Annotated in this window: 14 protein-coding genes, 1 tRNA gene and 1 pseudogene; 8 read left to right on the top strand and 8 right to left on the bottom strand. The window is 59.0% G+C overall.

Annotated features, from left to right (window positions below; all coding sequences use genetic code 11):
* Positions 1–10: 10 nt before the first annotated feature.
* Positions 11–1,093: a peptide chain release factor 1 gene (gene prfA / locus AACY42_RS06305; RefSeq protein ID WP_339477749.1), complete on the bottom strand. Its 1,083-nt coding sequence runs from the start codon at positions 1,091–1,093 to the stop codon at positions 11–13.
* Positions 1,090–2,379 (bottom strand): glutamyl-tRNA reductase, encoded by a 1,290-nt coding sequence (hemA, locus tag AACY42_RS06300; protein ID WP_339477746.1) that lies wholly within the window; start codon positions 2,377–2,379, stop codon positions 1,090–1,092. Before hemA ends, prfA begins: the two co-directional genes overlap by 4 nt.
* 172 nt (positions 2,380–2,551) lie before the next feature.
* Between hemA and AACY42_RS06295 the strand changes: the two genes are divergently transcribed.
* The 8 genes from AACY42_RS06295 to ychF all read left to right on the top strand — a co-directional run bounded on the left by AACY42_RS06295 (position 2,552) and on the right by ychF (position 9,470).
* Positions 2,552–4,276 carry a tetratricopeptide repeat protein gene (locus AACY42_RS06295; protein ID WP_339477744.1) on the top strand — a complete coding sequence of 575 codons (1,725 nt, stop codon included), beginning with the start codon at positions 2,552–2,554 and terminating at the stop codon, positions 4,274–4,276.
* A 4-nt stretch (positions 4,277–4,280) separates the two neighbouring features.
* Positions 4,281–4,898 carry a lipoprotein insertase outer membrane protein LolB gene (gene lolB, locus AACY42_RS06290; RefSeq protein WP_339477742.1) on the top strand — a complete coding sequence of 206 codons (618 nt, stop codon included), beginning with the start codon at positions 4,281–4,283 and terminating at the stop codon, positions 4,896–4,898.
* Position 4,899: 1 nt separating this feature from the next.
* Positions 4,900–5,751: a 4-(cytidine 5'-diphospho)-2-C-methyl-D-erythritol kinase gene (gene ispE / locus AACY42_RS06285; RefSeq protein WP_339477739.1), complete on the top strand. Its 852-nt coding sequence runs from the start codon at positions 4,900–4,902 to the stop codon at positions 5,749–5,751.
* Between the two features lie 36 nt (positions 5,752–5,787).
* Positions 5,788–5,862: transfer RNA gene (locus AACY42_RS06280), tRNA-Gln, on the top strand.
* 47 nt (positions 5,863–5,909) lie between these two features.
* Positions 5,910–6,851: a ribose-phosphate pyrophosphokinase gene (locus AACY42_RS06275; RefSeq protein WP_003171603.1), complete on the top strand. Its 942-nt coding sequence runs from the start codon at positions 5,910–5,912 to the stop codon at positions 6,849–6,851.
* Positions 6,852–6,993: 142 nt separating this feature from the next.
* On the top strand, positions 6,994–7,596 hold the full coding sequence (locus AACY42_RS06270; RefSeq protein ID WP_339477735.1) for a 50S ribosomal protein L25/general stress protein Ctc: 603 nt from the start codon (positions 6,994–6,996) through the stop codon (positions 7,594–7,596).
* A gap of 166 nt (positions 7,597–7,762) precedes the next feature.
* Positions 7,763–8,347 carry an aminoacyl-tRNA hydrolase gene (pth, locus tag AACY42_RS06265; protein ID WP_003205533.1) on the top strand — a complete coding sequence of 195 codons (585 nt, stop codon included), beginning with the start codon at positions 7,763–7,765 and terminating at the stop codon, positions 8,345–8,347.
* A 22-nt stretch (positions 8,348–8,369) separates the two neighbouring features.
* Entirely contained in the window at positions 8,370–9,470 is a 1,101-nt protein-coding gene (gene ychF, locus AACY42_RS06260) for a redox-regulated ATPase YchF (RefSeq protein ID WP_339477732.1), read from the top strand.
* Positions 9,471–9,915: 445 nt separating this feature from the next.
* On the opposite strand, the gene AACY42_RS06255 is transcribed toward ychF, so the two are convergent.
* From AACY42_RS06255 to AACY42_RS06235, 6 genes and pseudogenes are all read right to left on the bottom strand, one after another.
* Positions 9,916–10,293: a cytochrome c gene (locus AACY42_RS06255; RefSeq protein WP_339477730.1), complete on the bottom strand. Its 378-nt coding sequence runs from the start codon at positions 10,291–10,293 to the stop codon at positions 9,916–9,918.
* A 106-nt stretch (positions 10,294–10,399) separates the two neighbouring features.
* Positions 10,400–10,987 (bottom strand): hypothetical protein, encoded by a 588-nt coding sequence (locus AACY42_RS06250; RefSeq protein WP_339477727.1) that lies wholly within the window; start codon positions 10,985–10,987, stop codon positions 10,400–10,402.
* 4 nt (positions 10,988–10,991) lie between these two features.
* A complete protein-coding gene (locus tag AACY42_RS06245) occupies positions 10,992–11,435 on the bottom strand; it encodes a DUF3592 domain-containing protein (protein WP_339477724.1) in 444 nt (147 codons plus the stop codon).
* Positions 11,436–11,566: 131 nt separating this feature from the next.
* A complete protein-coding gene (locus tag AACY42_RS28560; protein WP_445261738.1) occupies positions 11,567–12,355 on the bottom strand; it encodes a methyl-accepting chemotaxis protein in 789 nt (262 codons plus the stop codon).
* A 111-nt stretch (positions 12,356–12,466) separates the two neighbouring features.
* Positions 12,467–13,489 (bottom strand): annotated as a pseudogene (locus AACY42_RS28555) (PDC sensor domain-containing protein); the annotation flags it as partial.
* A 1,109-nt stretch (positions 13,490–14,598) separates the two neighbouring features.
* Positions 14,599–15,816 carry an MFS transporter gene (locus AACY42_RS06235; protein WP_339477721.1) on the bottom strand — a complete coding sequence of 406 codons (1,218 nt, stop codon included), beginning with the start codon at positions 15,814–15,816 and terminating at the stop codon, positions 14,599–14,601.
* Between the last annotated feature and the right edge of the window lie 293 nt (positions 15,817–16,109).

Raw genomic sequence — 16,109 nt, 5'->3', positions numbered from 1 at the left:
TCACCTGTGCTTACTCGCCAATCGCAGCCAGCTGATCGGCCTGGTATTCAGCCAACAACGGCTCGATCACCGCATCGACACCACCGGCAAGGATCTCGTCCAGGGAGTACAGGGTCAGGTTGACGCGATGGTCGGTGACCCGGCCCTGGGCGAAGTTGTAGGTACGGATCCGCTCGGAACGATCGCCCGAGCCCACCAGCAATTTGCGTTCGCTGGCGATGGCATTGGCGGCAGCGCTGGTCTGCTGGTCGTTGAGCTTGGCCGACAACCAGGCCATGGCCCGCGCGCGGTTCTTGTGCTGGGAACGTTCTTCCTGGCACTCGACCACGATGCCCGAGGGCAAGTGCGTGATGCGGATCGCCGAGTCAGTCTTGTTGACGTGCTGGCCGCCCGCGCCGGAGGAACGGTAAGTGTCGACCCGCAGGTCCGCCGGATTGATCTCGATGGCTTCCTGCTCGTCCGGCTCGGGCAATACCGCCACAGTGCAAGCCGAGGTGTGGATACGCCCCTGGGACTCGGTGGCCGGCACGCGTTGCACGCGATGGGCGCCGGATTCGAATTTCAGCTTACCGTAGACATTGTCGCCTTCGACCCGGGCGATGACCTCTTTATAGCCGCCGTGTTCGCCCTCGTTCTCCGAGAGGATCTCCACCCGCCAACCGCGACGTTCGGCGTAGCGCGAATACATGCGAAACAGGTCACCGGAAAAAATCGCCGCCTCATCGCCGCCGGTACCGGCACGGATCTCAAGGAACACATTGCGCCCGTCATTCGGGTCCTTGGGCAGCAGCATGCGTTGCAGGTTGCTTTCCAGTTCGAGCAGTTGTTCCTTGGCTTCGTGAACTTCCTCCACGGCCATTTCGCGCATGTCCGGGTCGCTGTCCTTGAGCAGCGCCTGGGCGCCTTCAAGATCGCCCTGCACTTTGAGCAACTGTTTATAGGTGGCGACAATCGGCTCGACTTCCGCGTATTCCTTGGAATAGGTGCGGAATTTGTTCTGGTCGGAAATGACTTCGCCATCGCCCAGCAAGGCAGTCAGTTCTTCGAAACGGTCCTGGAGGATATCCAGCTTGTTGAGCAGTGACGCTTTCATTGCGGTTTTTTATCCGAAAAGCTATCCGGTGAGCCCTCACCGAGGGCGAAGAGTTCCTGGGCCATGGCCAGCGCATCGAGGCGGCCTTCGGCGGTCAGCTTCTTGAGCTGGACACTGGGGGCGTGGAGCAATTTGTTGGTCAGGCCGCGAGCCAGTTGTACCAGCACCTCTTCGGCACTGCCGCCGTTGGCCAGCAGGCGCTGGGCTTTTTGCAGCTCCTCGTCGCGCAGGCGTTCGCTCTGCTGACGATACGCCTTGAGCACATCCACCGCGGCCAGTTCGCGCAAGCGCACCATGAAGTCGTCTGCGCCGACGCCGATCATCTCCTCCGCCGCCTGGGCCGCGCCTTGCCGGCTTTTGAGGTTCTCGGCGACCACCTCGTGCAGATCGTCGACGCTGTAGAGATAAACGTCATCCAACTCGCCGACTTCTGGCTCGATGTCCCGGGGAACAGCAATGTCCACCATGAAAATCGGCTTGTGCTTGCGCAGCTTCAGGGCACTTTCCACGGCACCCTTGCCAAGGATCGGCAACTGGCTGGCGGTGGAGCTGATGACGATGTCGCTGTGCACCAGCTCCGCGGGAATGTCCGACAGCAGCACCGCATGGGCCCCGAACTGCTCGGCCAGGGTACTGGCCCGCTCCAGGGTCCGGTTGGCGACGACTATGCGCTTGACCCCAAGGTCGTGGAGATGACGGGCGACCAGGGTGATGGTCTCGCCAGCGCCGATCAGCAGCGCCTGGCTGCGTTGCAAATCACTGAAAATCTGTTTCGCCAGGCTGACAGCGGCAAACGCCACGGACACCGGGTTCTCGCCGATAGCGGTGTCGGTGCGCACCTGCTTGGCGGCGTTGAACGTCGCCTGGAACAGGCGCCCCAGCAGCGGGCCGACAGTGCCGGCCTCGCGGGCAACGGCGTAGGCCGATTTCATCTGACCGAGAATCTGCGGTTCGCCCAACACCAGCGAATCGAGCCCCGAAGCAACACGCATCATGTGACGAACGGCCGCATCGTCTTCGTGCACATAGGCACTGGCGCGCAGTTCCTCAAGGCTCAGGTTGTGATATTCGGCCAGCCAGCGCAGGACTGAATCGGCCGAAACGTGATCCTGTTCTATATAGAGCTCGCTGCGATTGCAGGTGGAGAGGATCGCAGCTTCGCGACTGTCGGTGAGTCGGCAGAGCTGCTGCAAGGCCTCAACCAGCTGCTCAGGCGTAAAGGCCACGCGCTCGCGGACGTCTACTGAAGCAGTCTTGTGGTTAATACCGAGTGCAAGGAAGGCCATTCAAGGTCGCTGATGGTGACGTGAAGCCGGCAATTGTCCTACTTCGTCAGATTCAGAACAACCACTCGATCTCTATCGCCCTGCCCTGGGTTGTAAATCGACGGGGCGGTTATGTTTGACCGGAGGCTTGTGTCATGATGATCTGACCGCAGGTTAGTCGTCCTTTTCCTATATGAATAGATCTTCCGCGTTGCTCCTCGCTCTTGCCTTGCTCAGCGGCTGCCAGTCCATGGCCCCCGTTTCGACGGACGGTACGCCGCCGGTCGAAGACAGCGTGCAGGTACCTGAAAAGCCCAAGGTCTACGGCTCGTTCAGCGAAGAAACCATCTTCAGTCTGTTGAGCGCCGAACTGGCAGGCCAGCGCAATCGCTTCGACATTGCGCTGGACAACTACGTGACCCAGGCCATCAATACCCAGGACCCGGGGATCTCCGAGCGGGCATTTCGCATTGCCGAATACCTGGGCGCCGACCAGCCCGCGCTGGATACTGCGCTGATCTGGGCCAAGAATGCCCCGGACGACCTCGAAGCACAGCGCGCCGCCGCCGTGCAATTGGCCCGGGCAGGGCGCTACGACGATTCCATGATGTATATGGAGAAGGTCCTGCTGGGCAAGGGCGACACCCATTTCGACTTCCTGGCCCTGTCCGCCGCCGATACCGACCAGGAAACCCGCAACGGCCTGCTGAAAAGCTTCGATCGCCTGTTGCAGCGCCACCCGAACAACGGCCAGCTGATTTTCGGCAAGGCCCTGCTGCTGCAACAGGATGGTGACACCCAAGGCGCCCTCACCCTTTTGGAAGATAACCCGCCGGAAGCTGGCGAAGTGGCGCCGTTCCTGCTGCGCGCACGCTTGCTGCAAGGCTTGAACCGCGGCGGCGAAGCGCTGCCGTTACTGGAAAAAAGCATCAAGAAGTACCCGGACGACAAACGCCTGCGCCTCACCTACGCCCGCATGCTGGTGGAAAACAACCGCATGGACGACGCCAAGGTGGAGTTCTCCAGCCTGGTCCAGCAATACCCGGAAGACGACGACTTGCGCTATTCCCTGGCGCTGGTCTGCCTGGAAGCCAAGGCCTGGGAAGAGGCCAAGGGGTACCTGGAAGACCTGGTCGCCCGGGAAAGCCACGTCGACTCGGCCCATCTGAATCTGGGTCGCATCGCCGAAGAACGCAATGACCCTGAGAGCGCACTGATCGAGTACGCCCAAGTGGGCCCGGGCAACGACTATCTGCCGGCGCAGTTGCGCCAGGCCGACATCCTGATCGGCAACGGCAAGACCGCCGAAGCCCAGAGCCACCTCGCCGTACAACGCGACGCCCAACCGGACTACGGCATCCAGTTGTACCTGATCGAAGCCGAAACCTTGTCGGCCAACAATCAGGGCGACAAAGCCTGGAGCGTGCTGCAACAAGCCTTGAAGCAGTACCCGGACGACCTGAACCTGCTCTATACCCGCGCCATGCTGGCGGAGAAACGCAATGATCTGGCCCAGATGGAGGAAGACCTGCGCCTGATCATCCGGCGTGAGCCGGACAACGCCATGGCCCTCAACGCCTTGGGCTATACGTTGTCGGATCGCACCACCCGTTATGACGAAGCCAAGCTGCTGATCGAACGGGCCCACCAGATCAATCCGGAAGACCCGGCGGTACTCGACAGCCTGGGCTGGGTGAATTTCCGCCTGGGCAATCTCGATGAAGCCGAACGCCTGTTGCGCCAAGCCCTGGAGCGTTTTCCCGACCAGGAAGTCGCCGCGCACCTGGGCGAGGTCCTGTGGGCCAACGGCAAACAACGCGAAGCCCGGCAGATCTGGAGCCGATTCCTCAAGGATCAGCCGGACAGCCCTATCTTGCGCAGCACCATCAAACGCCTGACCGGATCCGAGACTCTTTAAGATTATGTTTTTGCGCCATTTCATCGTTTTCAGTTTCATTGCCCTGCTCGCCGGTTGCGCCGGCTTCGGCGCCCGCGAATCCGTCCAGGGCCAGGGCAACCAAGCCCAGTGGCGCGAGCACAAGCAACAACTGAGCGGTCTCGACGGCTGGCAAATCGACGGCAAGATCGGCATCCGCGCCCCGAAAGACTCCGGCAGTGGCACACTGTTCTGGCTGCAACGCCAGGACTACTACGACATTCGCCTGTCGGGCCCACTGGGTCGCGGTGCGGCCCGCCTGACCGGCCGACCGGGTCAGGTATCGCTGGAAGTCGCCAACCAGGGGCGCTACGAGGCGCCCACACCCGAAGCGCTGCTGGAAGAACAACTGGGCTGGAAGCTGCCGGTTTCCCACCTGACCTGGTGGGTTCGCGGGCTGCCGGCACCGGACAGCAAAAGTCGCCTGACCCTTGACGCCGACAGCCGCCTGTCCAACCTGGAACAGGATGACTGGCAGATCGAATACCTCAGCTATGCCCAGCAGAAAGGCTATTGGCTGCCCGAACGCATCAAGCTGCACGGCCGCAACCTCGACGTCACGCTGGTGATCAAGCAATGGCAGCCGCGCAAGCTGGGGCAATGACATGAGCGTTGCACGCCTGACCCTGCCCTCCCCGGCCAAGCTCAACCTGATGCTGCACATCCTCGGCCGTCGCCCGGACGGCTACCACGAGTTGCAGACGATTTTTCAGTTCCTGGACTACGGCGACGAAATCACCTTTGCCGTGCGCGACGACGGCGTGATTCGCCTGCACACCGAATTCGAAGGCGTTCCCCACGACAGCAACCTGATCGTCAAGGCCGCGAAACAACTCCAGGCACAATCCGGTTGTCCACTGGGCATCGATATCTGGATCGAAAAAATCCTGCCCATGGGTGGCGGCATCGGCGGCGGCAGCTCGAATGCAGCCACCACTCTGCTCGGTCTCAACCACCTGTGGCAGTTGGGCTGGGACGCGGACCGCCTGGCCGCCCTGGGCTTGACACTGGGCGCCGACGTGCCGGTTTTCGTCCGTGGCCACGCCGCTTTCGCCGAGGGCGTCGGGGAAAAACTCACCCCGGTGGACCCCGAAGAACCCTGGTACTTGGTACTGGTGCCGCAAGTATCTGTAAGTACAGCAGAAATTTTTTCAGATCCACTGTTGACACGTAACTCTCCTCCCATTAAAGTGCGCCCCGTTCCCAAGGGAAACAGTCGAAATGACTGCTTACCGGTGGTAGCAAGGCGTTATCCAGATGTTCGTAACGCTTTGAATTTGTTAGGTAAATTTACCGAAGCAAAACTCACCGGAACTGGAAGTTGTGTGTTTGGGGGCTTCCCAAGCAAAGCTGAAGCTGATAAAGTCTCGGCCCTTCTGACAGAGACCCTTACAGGGTTTGTAGCAAAAGGAAGCAACGTTTCGATGTTGCATCGCAAGCTGCAAGACCTGCTCTAAAGGAATCGAGTGCTGGGCACTCGCAGCAACAGATACAGGGGCGTCGCCAAGCGGTAAGGCAGCAGGTTTTGATCCTGCCATGCGTTGGTTCGAATCCAGCCGCCCCTGCCATTTTCCTATACTCATCCAGGTATACCCTCAGCCTTCAGGTACTGCGCGTGTCCAAGATGATGGTCTTTACGGGGAACGCTAACCCCGATCTGGCTCGGCGTGTTGTACGTCAGCTGCATATCCCTCTCGGTGACATTTCTGTCGGTAAATTTTCCGACGGTGAAATCACTGCCGAGATCAATGAAAACGTTCGCGGTAAAGACGTCTTCATTATTCAGCCGACTTGCGCTCCGACCAACGATAACCTGATGGAACTCGTCGTGATGGCTGATGCCTTCCGTCGCTCCTCGGCTACTCGTATCACTGCTGTTATTCCTTACTTTGGTTATGCCCGTCAGGATCGCCGTCCGCGTTCCGCACGTGTGGCTATCAGCGCGAAAGTCGTGGCTGATATGCTCACCGTAGTCGGCATCGACCGTGTTCTCACGGTTGATTTGCATGCTGACCAGATTCAGGGTTTCTTCGATATTCCCGTGGATAACATCTACGGATCCCCGGTCCTGGTGGATGATATCGAAGATCAGCGCTTTGAAAACCTTATGATCGTGTCCCCGGACATTGGCGGCGTCGTGCGTGCACGGGCGGTTGCCAAATCCCTGGGCGTGGATCTGGGTATCATCGACAAACGCCGTGAGAAAGCCAATCACTCCGAAGTGATGCATATCATCGGCGACGTCGAAGGGCGTACCTGTATTCTGGTCGATGACATGGTCGATACCGCTGGCACCCTGTGCCACGCGGCCAAGGCCCTGAAAGAGCATGGCGCTGCCAAGGTCTTTGCCTACTGCACACACCCTGTGCTGTCGGGTCGAGCGATCGAGAACATTGAAAATTCCGTGCTGGACGAGCTGGTGGTCACCAATACCATCCCGCTGTCCGCAGCAGCACAAGCCTGTGCGCGTATCCGCCAACTGGATATCGCACCGGTTGTTGCCGAAGCGGTTCGCCGCATCAGCAACGAAGAATCGATCAGTGCGATGTTCCGCTAAGGGCCCTGCCCTTTCAAGGACATCTCGTTGACGAAAAGCGCCCCGCCCCGGCATCACCTGTCGGGGCGGGGCTTTTTTGCCCATACCGTGCTTGACGCTGGTCGCAAACGTCACTCGGTCATGGCTATTTTGGAGATACAACATGAACGAATTTACTCTGAATGCTGAAGTGCGTTCCGACCTGGGGAAAGGTGCGAGCCGCCGCCTGCGTCGTCTCGCAAGCCTGGTTCCAGCTGTAGTCTACGGTGGCGAAAAAGCCCCTGAGTCCATCAGCATGCTGGCCAAAGAAGTTGCCAAACTGCTCGAAAACGAAGCGGCCTACAGCCACATCATCGAGCTGAACGTTGGTGGCACCAAGCAAAACGTCGTGATCAAAGCCCTGCAGCGTCACCCGGCCAAAGGCCACGTGATGCACGCTGACTTCGTCCGCGTTGTTGCCGGTCAGAAGCTGACTGCTGTTGTTCCAGTGCACTTCGTCAACGAAGCTGCCCCGGTCAAGAAAGGCGGCGAAATCTCGCACGTCACTTCGGAAATCGAAGTCTCCTGCCTGCCGAAAGACCTGCCTGAATTCATCGAAGTCGACCTGGCTGACGCCGAAGTTGGCACGATCATTCACCTGTCCGACCTCAAGGCTCCTAAAGGCGTTGAGTTTGTTGCTCTGGCACACGGCGATGACAAGGCTGTTGCCAACGTCCACGCTCCACGTGTTGCTCCAGAAGCTACTGAAGAAGACGCTGCAGAGTAATTTCACTCTGTCGCCGGAGTGACCGGAAACATCGCGGACTGGAACGTAGCGAGACAGCGGGCGAGAACGCGAAGCTTACTTAACGGTAAATCCGCCATTTTCGTCCACTGTCGCAACACCGCCTGATTGCGACATTGTTATCCACACTCCAGGAAGGGCCCCTATCGTGACTGCCATTAAACTGATCGTTGGCTTGGGAAATCCAGGCGCTGAATACGAACAGACCCGGCATAACGCAGGGGCCCTTTTTGTTGAGCGCATCGCGCAGGCACAAGGCGTCAGCCTGGCAGCCGATCGCAAGTATTTCGGCCTGACCGGTCGCTTCTCGCACCAGGGTCAGGATGTTCGCCTGTTGATTCCCACCACCTACATGAACCGCAGCGGCCAGGCCGTGGCGGCATTGGCCGGTTTCTTTCGCATCAAGCCTGAAGAAATCCTGGTGGCCCACGACGAACTCGACCTGCCTCCGGGCGTTGCCAAGCTCAAGCAAGGCGGCGGCCATGGCGGTCACAACGGGTTGCGCGACATCATCGCGCAACTGGGTAATCAGAATACCTTTCACCGCCTGCGGCTCGGCATCGGCCACCCGGGCGTTGCCAGTATGGTTTCAAACTTTGTCCTGGGTCGTGCGCCTCGCGCCGAACAGGAAAAACTCGATGCCAGCATCGACTTTGCCCTCGGCGTGTTGCCGGATATCCTCGCCGGTGAATGGAACCGCGCGATGAAAAACCTGCACAGCCAGAAGGCCTGACACTTATCCGAGGGGAAACACCATGGGATTCAATTGCGGCATCGTCGGCCTGCCTAACGTCGGCAAGTCCACCCTGTTTAACGCCCTGACCAAATCCGGTATCGCGGCTGAGAACTTCCCCTTCTGCACCATCGAGCCGAACAGCGGCATCGTGCCGATGCCCGATCCGCGCCTGGAAGCGCTGGCGGCCATCGTGATCCCGGAGCGCGTGCTGCCGACCACCATGGAGTTCGTCGACATCGCCGGCCTGGTGGCCGGGGCTTCGAAAGGTGAAGGCCTGGGCAACAAGTTCCTGGCTAACATCCGCGAAACCGATGCCATCGCCCACGTGGTCCGCTGCTTCGAAGACGAGAACGTGATTCACGTCTCCAACAGCGTCGACCCGAAACGCGACATCGAAATCATCGACCTGGAACTGATCTTCGCCGACCTCGACAGCTGCGAGAAGCAACTGCAGAAAGTCGCTCGCAATGCCAAGGGTGGCGACAAAGACGCCGTCGCCCAGAAAGCCCTGCTCGAGCAGTTGATCGCCCACTTCACCTTGGGCAAGCCGGCACGCAGCCTGATCAAGGACATGGGTGCCGATGAGAAGCAGATCGTTCGTGGCTTCCACCTGCTGACCACCAAGCCGGTCATGTACATTGCCAACGTTGCCGAAGACGGCTTCGAGAACAACCCGCACCTGGACGTGGTCAAGGCCATTGCCGAAGAAGAAGGCGCCATGGTCGTTCCGGTCTGCAACAAGATCGAAGCAGAAATCGCCGAGCTGGATGACGGTGAAGAGAAAGACATGTTCCTCGAGGCCCTCGGCCTGGAAGAGCCTGGCCTGAACCGCGTAATCCGCGCTGGCTACGAGATGCTCCACCTGCAGACGTACTTCACCGCTGGCGTAAAAGAAGTCCGCGCCTGGACCGTTCGCGTCGGGGCTACCGCGCCACAAGCCGCGGCCGTGATCCACACCGACTTCGAAAAAGGCTTCATCCGCGCCGAAGTCATCGCCTATGACGATTTCATCCAGTACAAGGGTGAAGCGGGCGCCAAGGAGGCGGGGAAATGGCGTCTGGAAGGCAAGGAATATATCGTCAAGGACGGTGACGTGATGCACTTTCGCTTTAACGTGTGATTAACGTCTGAGTTGTCGCTGATGTTGCGGGTGATTGCTTAGGGGTGGTGTGCATATCCATTGCTGCGGTAACGGCCACTTACGGTTCCGCTCTTACCGCGGGTCACTTTTGGATGAGCGCCAAAAGTAACCAAAAACGCTTTGCCCCACCACTCGGTGCCTCGCCTAGGCTCGGCATGCCTGAACGAAGGCATCGCTCCGTGGGCCGCCGCGAAGGGCCATCCATGGCCCAGCGCGGCGGGCCCACGGAGCAATGCCGGAGTGAGGGCACACCGAGCCTAAGCAAGGTGCCGAGTGGTGGGGCAAAAGCGCTTTGGTTACTTTCGACTGGGCCGGCTTCCGGGCTCTTCGAAAGTGACCCGCCGTCAGGGCGGAACCCTAAGCGATCGTTACCGCAGAAACGGATATACCCCCCTCCCAAACCGCTTCTATCGCACTCAAGAGATCATCGGCTCTTTGAAATCACACCCCCCATATACTGATTCAAATCGCGAAAATCCTTAACACTCCAAGGATACGGCGATAGCTTTACACCATTCTCTCGCAAGGTCCTCGGAATCAAATCCCCATTGGGTCGAAGTATTATCGACGACACAATGACACCTGGATAATCACTCAGTCGTTTCTTGAAAACGGCAGTTGTAAGATCAGGCGTAGGAGGATTGCTTTTATGAGCCAACGGCCCTGTTCCCTTGATACCTGCCCCGTGACACATGGCACATCTCTGTAAATAGAGATTTTTACCATTGGCATTATCCGCAAAGGATGGTGCTGCATGAATGAGCGATAAAAAACCTAGCGAAGCAATGACTAATATTTTCATTATGCTTTCGGCACATGCGAATTTTTATGGGCGCAACTCCCTGCGGGAACACACTCATTCCCACAGATTTTAGATGCTAAGATTCTTATCCGCTCGCACAAGCTGACTAGAACAGATAACCCATGTAGATCGCCGCACCACCACCGGCCTGCACACCCGCATTCACTCCGGCCATGACCACCGCGCCCTTGGCCGAGCGCGCCAGTTGCCGGTTGACCGTGGTCGAGGCGATGATCGAGGTTGCCGGGTTGGAGCTCAAGGCCACCGACAACGCCAGCAACTTGGGATCGAGCCCGAACAGCAGGGCCGTGGCCGAACCGCCGACCACCAGGCCCACACCCACTTCGGTGTACATGCAAGGGCCGGTGATGTCGTCACTGGTCAGGTCACGGTTGGCCATGGCGTCGCTGACAAACACCTTGCCAGTGCTGGGAAAAGCCTCCGCCGCCCCCACTCCGGCTACGCTCTTACCCTTGATCTGGATATTGATCTTGCCGAAGCGCGGCAACCGTGCGCCAAAGCCGATCCCCACGCCGACGCCGCCATAGCGGTAGCTGACGTCTTCGCCTTGGGGTGAGCGCAGGGTAATCGAGCCGCCGCTGCCTGCCACCATGACGACGGTCAGGCCACCGCCGCTGGCGGTCTGGTACTGCCAGCGACTTTCATTGACCGGGAGTGGGATGTTGTAGCTCATACGTTCAAAGTCCTTTATGTGAATGAGCCGCACCGCGGCCGCGTTGGCGGGTGGCTTTTAGCAGGCCGACAAGGGTGAACACCAGGCCAATAAAACCCAGCACCCCGGAGGTCCCCCAGAGTGCCGCTGGGGCATCGACGATGGCACTGCCAGCCGGCTGCTCGGGCAGGTAATGCACCCGCACCGGCTGGTCCTTCTGATAACCGAAGATAAAGCCGCCCTGGGGGTAGGAAATCTTTTCGCCGCTGACGGTGGTGAAGGCGATCTCAGGATGCGAACCACCGGCATTCAAGTGGCTGACGATGCCATCGGTGGTCTGTGCCCGGGCAAGGAAGTCGCGTCGGTCGAGAGTGAGATTGACGGCAATGCCCAACAAGCCAATGCCAATCAGGCCAAAAAGCAGGCCCAGCAGTATCGTCCCGATGCGTGACGGGGTGTCGTTAGCCATGGCTTGTCCCGGTATTCGTCCATGAAAGAAGGCGGCGAGGATAACAAAAAGCCTGCTATGTCGTAATACAGTTCATTTGAAGTTTGTGATCGTCGTGGCGAGGGAACCTGCTCCCTCGCCACGAACATCCATTAGCCTCTTTTGATCTTGAAGCGCCCCAACACCCGCTGCATCAGCGATGCACGCTCCGAAAGGTCCTTGGCCGCCACTGCGCACTCTTGCGAGTTCGATTGGTTTTTCTGCGTCACTTCGTCGATCTGCTCAAGTCCGATGCTGGCCTGTTGCAAGCCTGAAGCCTGCTCGCTGGAGGCCTGGTAGATCAGCGAGACCAGGCTGGACACCGCGCCGGTTCCAGTGACGATGTTCTTCAGCGACTCGGCGGTCCGGCCCGCGATGATCATGCCGCGCTGGGTCTTGCTTGAGGAATCGGCGATCAGTGCAGCGGTCTGCTGGGCGGCCTCGGCGCTGCGGGCCGCCAGGCTGCGCACTTCATCGGCCACCACGGCAAAACCGCGCCCAAGCTCACCGGCCCGGGCGGCTTCGATGGCCGCGTTCAAGGCCAGCAGGTTGGTTTGTGCGGCGATGTTGTCGATGGTGGTGATGATCGCAGTGATGTCCTTGCCCGAGTTATCGATTTCGGCCATGGCGGCAATCAGTTCGCACATCAATTTGTCGCTTTCCCCGGCATCGGCTCGCGAGGCCTGGGATTGCTCGTCGGCTTTCTTGGCGTTGGCGGCATTGTCCCGGGTCTGGGCAGCCATTTGCGTCATCACCGCACTGATTTCGGTGATGGACGAGGCGGAATTGGAGGCCCCGTCGGAGAGTGACTGACTCAAGTCGGTGACCTGCGCCGAGCTGCCGGTGATCTGGGTGGCGCTGATCTGAACCTCGGAAATCAGCTGGTTCAGGTTGCTGACCATCTTCTCCAATGACTTTCCGAGGGTGTCGTGGGGCGAAGACAACCGGACCTCCAGGTCCAGATCACCTTCGGAAATGCGCTCGGCCACCCGCACCTGCCGCTGCAGGCTTTCGGACATGTCGTTGAGGGCGGCAGATAGCTGCCCGACTTCATCCTCGGATTTCTGCACCAGGCGACGAGAGAAATCTCCCAGGCTGATGGTGGCGGCCAAGGCGGCGGCTTCGCGAATCGGCCCAACGATTTTTGCCGCGGCATACCACAGGGCAGCCAGGGCCAACAACGAAATGACCAACCCTACCGACACCTGCCAGATGCTGTTGTTGAGGCTTCGCGCCTGCAGCTCCTGCTCCAGGGCGATGGCCTGGCTCATGACCACTGCCTTGGGCAGGCGAATCAACACCGCCCAGGGTTTGCCCGTGCGACCGAGCGCAATGGGCATCAGCACTTCGATGGTCTGTGTTTGCACATTGAGCAGGCCATCACCCCGACCGCCCTGGATATCACTGAGCACTTTTTCCCAGGAACCAGGCAACAAGGCCTTGATCGGCTGGCCAATCAGGTCGGTCCGCTGGCTGTCCGCGACCACCAAGCCCTGGTTACTCAAAATCGAAACCGTGCCTTTGCCGCCATAGAGATCGGCAGACATTTGCTCGCTGAGCTTCTGGATAAACGCGATATCGAAGTCAGCCCCGACCACACCGTAGAACTTGCCATTGGACACGATAGGCACCGACAAAGTGGTCAGCCAGACGTTTTTCCCCTGGACCACATAAGGAATGGGGTCCAGCACGCTTTCCTTCAGGGAGTCGCGCGGGCCGCTGTACCAGCCGCCCTTGGGCACACCGTTGGGGTGACGGTCCGGAGAGTCATACTCGACCAATGGCTGCACCGCGACATGGCCATCGGCGCTACGCGTCCAGTAAGGCGTGAAGCGCCCGGTCAGCGGGTTATTGCCATCCTCTGCATTGCGGAACGCCGGATCCTGCCCATCCAACGCATTCGGTTCCCAGCAGGAATAGGTGCCGTTGAAGTCGGGGTTATCCTTGAGAACGCTGAGCAAGACGCTGTTGATCTGTTCACGGCCCAATACCAGAGGGCTTTGCGAGGCCTTGCTGGCGGCAAAGGCATTGGCCATCGTGCGAGCCGCATCCAGCGCATTCTGCAACTTGGCCTGGATGGCGTTGGCCCGGGATTCGGCCAGGTTCTGAATTTCCCGGATCGTTGATTTTTCAACCAGGGCGCTGACCTCGGTCGAGACATATTGCTCGTTGGCCCGGGCGCTGAAGAGCCCGTAGACAATCAGGCTGATGGATGAAACAAACAGGCATACGCCTGCCGTGACACAAATGCGTGCCTGCAATGACTTGAACTTCATATCATTCCCCGCCTGATTCTATTTTATGGCCAACCTCAAAGACGGCAGCCTCTAACGTGCACACGACACGGCAATAACAATCGATCACGGCCGCAACGCCGCCCACAAGGCAAACACCTTGGAACAACTTGGCGATACAGCTCTTTATAAGAACTTCAATATGGCAGGCGGTGCGCACAACCCCTGTCCACCCGCAGCGCAGAAGAGGTCATCAAACCAAGAACCGAGGGCCTTATGTCCAGGACAATAAGGGCGATAGCTGGAAAGAATGTGAACGCCTGCTTTTTCAGTCACCACAGGGGTCACCTTTGAATAATGCTGCAGATTCCTTTCTAACCATTAACCACAACAGCAAGTTAACACGACCAACCTTTATACAAACACCCACTTAAGACTTATACAAACCAGTACTTTAGTCGCGACTACAATGTACTCATCAAGTAGCGATTCAAGCGTCACAATATTTCAACTTGAAACTTAATCCACGTACGGCACAGACCGAAGGACCTCAATACGCTGGCGGCCATCGCGTACTGTACAAATACGTTTCTTTTTGACGAGAGGCTGTTGCCGTCAGGCAAGGCGCCGCGACGAGTCATAGACCGCGATGGCGAGGAGTGGCAACGCAGCATGACGGCAACAGACGCCGTCAGAAAGGAACAGTATTGGTGATACAGGACACTGGGTACGCCGAGCCATCTGGGCATCCGGGTCTACGCCCCCTCGCGCCGCAACGACTTCAACCAGCCCGTTGCTGCTGGCATGCTGGGACTTCGTTTCGGGGCCTGGATGCCTGAACACCCACAACCCCATGTGGGAGCGAGCCCGCTTGCGAAGGCAGTGACTCAGCTACATGAATGCTTCTCACCTCAAGCCTTTCGAGTCCTCGGCAAGAAAATCGCCAACACCCCGAACAACGGCAGGAACGAGCACAACCAGTACACATACACGATGCCACGGATGTCCGCCAGGTGCCCCAGCAGGGCGGCGCCAATCCCGCCGAAACCGAACATCAGCCCGAAGAACACGCCGGCGATCATCCCGACATTGCCCGGTACCAGTTCCTGGGCATACACCACGATGGCCGAGAACGCCGAGGCCAGGATGAAACCGATGACCACGCTGAGGATGCTGGTCCACAACAGGTCGACATGAGGCAGGATCAGGGTGAACGGTGCCACGCCGAGGATCGAGAACCAGATCACCGCCTTGCGCCCTATCCTGTCGCCAATCGGTCCGCCGAAGAAGGTCCCCGCCGCCACTGCCCCGAGAAACAGGAACAGGTGCAACTGCGAAGAGGCCACCGACAGGTCGAACTTTTCGATCAGGTAGAACGTGAAGTAGCTGGTGAAACTGGCCATGTAGAAGTACTTGGAAAACACCAGCAGCCCCAGCACCACCAGCGCACTCAAGACCCGACCTTTGGATAGGCCATGGGTGGCCGCCTGGCCTTGCTTGAGGTTGAACAGGTTCAGGTGGTTGGCGTACCAACGGCTGATGCGGTACAGCACGAACAACGCAAACAGGGCGAACACCCCGAACCAGGCCACATTGCCTTGCCCATAGGGAATGATGATCGCCGCCGCCAGCAGCGGGCCGAAGGCTGAACCGGCGTTACCGCCCACCTGGAACGTCGATTGCGCCAGCCCGTAGCGGCCGCCCGAGGCCAATCGCGCCACCCGCGACGCTTCCGGGTGAAAGGTCGACGAGCCGATGCCGATCAATGCCGCCGCCAACAGGATCAAGGCAAAACTGCCGACCATGGACATCATCACAATGCCGATCAGCGTGCACACCGTCCCGGCCGGCAGCAGCCAGGGCTTGGGATGACGGTCGGTGTGATAACCGACCCAAGGCTGCAACAAAGAGGCGGTCAACTGGAACGTCAGGGTGATCAGGCCAACCTGGGTGAATGTCAGGCCATAGCTGTCCTTGAGCATTGGATAAATCGAGGGCAGCACGGCCTGGATCAAGTCGTTGATCAGGTGCGCCAGCGCCACGGCGCCAATGATCCGCATGACCAACGGGCTGCTTTGCGCAGTGGCGGCAACGACTGGGATCTCGGCCTGGGTATTGCTGATAGCCATGGGAGTTTCCATAAGACAGAGGGTGCACACAGGCAGGTGCGTCAATGTGCCATTTTTCGGTGCGGCACGGCTATCCCCTTAGCTAGCTATCGACCTCGAAAAATTGTCGAAATCCAAGGTGATAGCGCAACGCCATGGTCTGAATCTTGCCTTGTTAATGGCCTACAACGCGGCTCCTTACAAAGGGGACCGAGAATGGGAAGTTTCGCTACAGAGCAGGCCTACCGAGCCGATTTGGACAAACTTTCGAGGCCTTTTAAAAGGGCACCTGTTTCGGCACTTGTGTAGAAAAC

It is taken from the genome of Pseudomonas sp. RL_5y_Pfl2_73 (assembly GCF_963970515.1).
Taxonomy (GTDB): Bacteria; Pseudomonadota; Gammaproteobacteria; order Pseudomonadales; family Pseudomonadaceae; genus Aquipseudomonas.
Note: the sequence above shows the minus strand (reverse complement) of the source record. Positions and strands in the feature narration are given on the sequence as shown.

What these genes read in the sequence shown, in the direction of transcription:
- AACY42_RS06250 (WP_339477727.1), bottom strand. Translation starts at nt 10,987, where the DNA reads ATGAGCTACAACATCCCACTCCCGGTCAATGAAAGTCGCTGGCAGTAC.
- lolB (WP_339477742.1), top strand. Translation starts at nt 4,281, where the DNA reads ATGTTTTTGCGCCATTTCATCGTTTTCAGTTTCATTGCCCTGCTCGCC.
- AACY42_RS06255 (WP_339477730.1), bottom strand. Translation starts at nt 10,293, where the DNA reads ATGAAAATATTAGTCATTGCTTCGCTAGGTTTTTTATCGCTCATTCAT.
- AACY42_RS06270 (WP_339477735.1), top strand. Translation starts at nt 6,994, where the DNA reads ATGAACGAATTTACTCTGAATGCTGAAGTGCGTTCCGACCTGGGGAAA.
- ychF (WP_339477732.1), top strand. Translation starts at nt 8,370, where the DNA reads ATGGGATTCAATTGCGGCATCGTCGGCCTGCCTAACGTCGGCAAGTCC.
- AACY42_RS28560 (WP_445261738.1), bottom strand. Translation starts at nt 12,355, where the DNA reads ATGGTCAGCAACCTGAACCAGCTGATTTCCGAGGTTCAGATCAGCGCC.
- AACY42_RS06235 (WP_339477721.1), bottom strand. Translation starts at nt 15,816, where the DNA reads ATGGCTATCAGCAATACCCAGGCCGAGATCCCAGTCGTTGCCGCCACT.
- AACY42_RS06245 (WP_339477724.1), bottom strand. Translation starts at nt 11,435, where the DNA reads ATGGCTAACGACACCCCGTCACGCATCGGGACGATACTGCTGGGCCTG.
- prfA (WP_339477749.1), bottom strand. Translation starts at nt 1,093, where the DNA reads ATGAAAGCGTCACTGCTCAACAAGCTGGATATCCTCCAGGACCGTTTC.
- ispE (WP_339477739.1), top strand. Translation starts at nt 4,900, where the DNA reads ATGAGCGTTGCACGCCTGACCCTGCCCTCCCCGGCCAAGCTCAACCTG.
- AACY42_RS06295 (WP_339477744.1), top strand. Translation starts at nt 2,552, where the DNA reads ATGAATAGATCTTCCGCGTTGCTCCTCGCTCTTGCCTTGCTCAGCGGC.
- hemA (WP_339477746.1), bottom strand. Translation starts at nt 2,379, where the DNA reads ATGGCCTTCCTTGCACTCGGTATTAACCACAAGACTGCTTCAGTAGAC.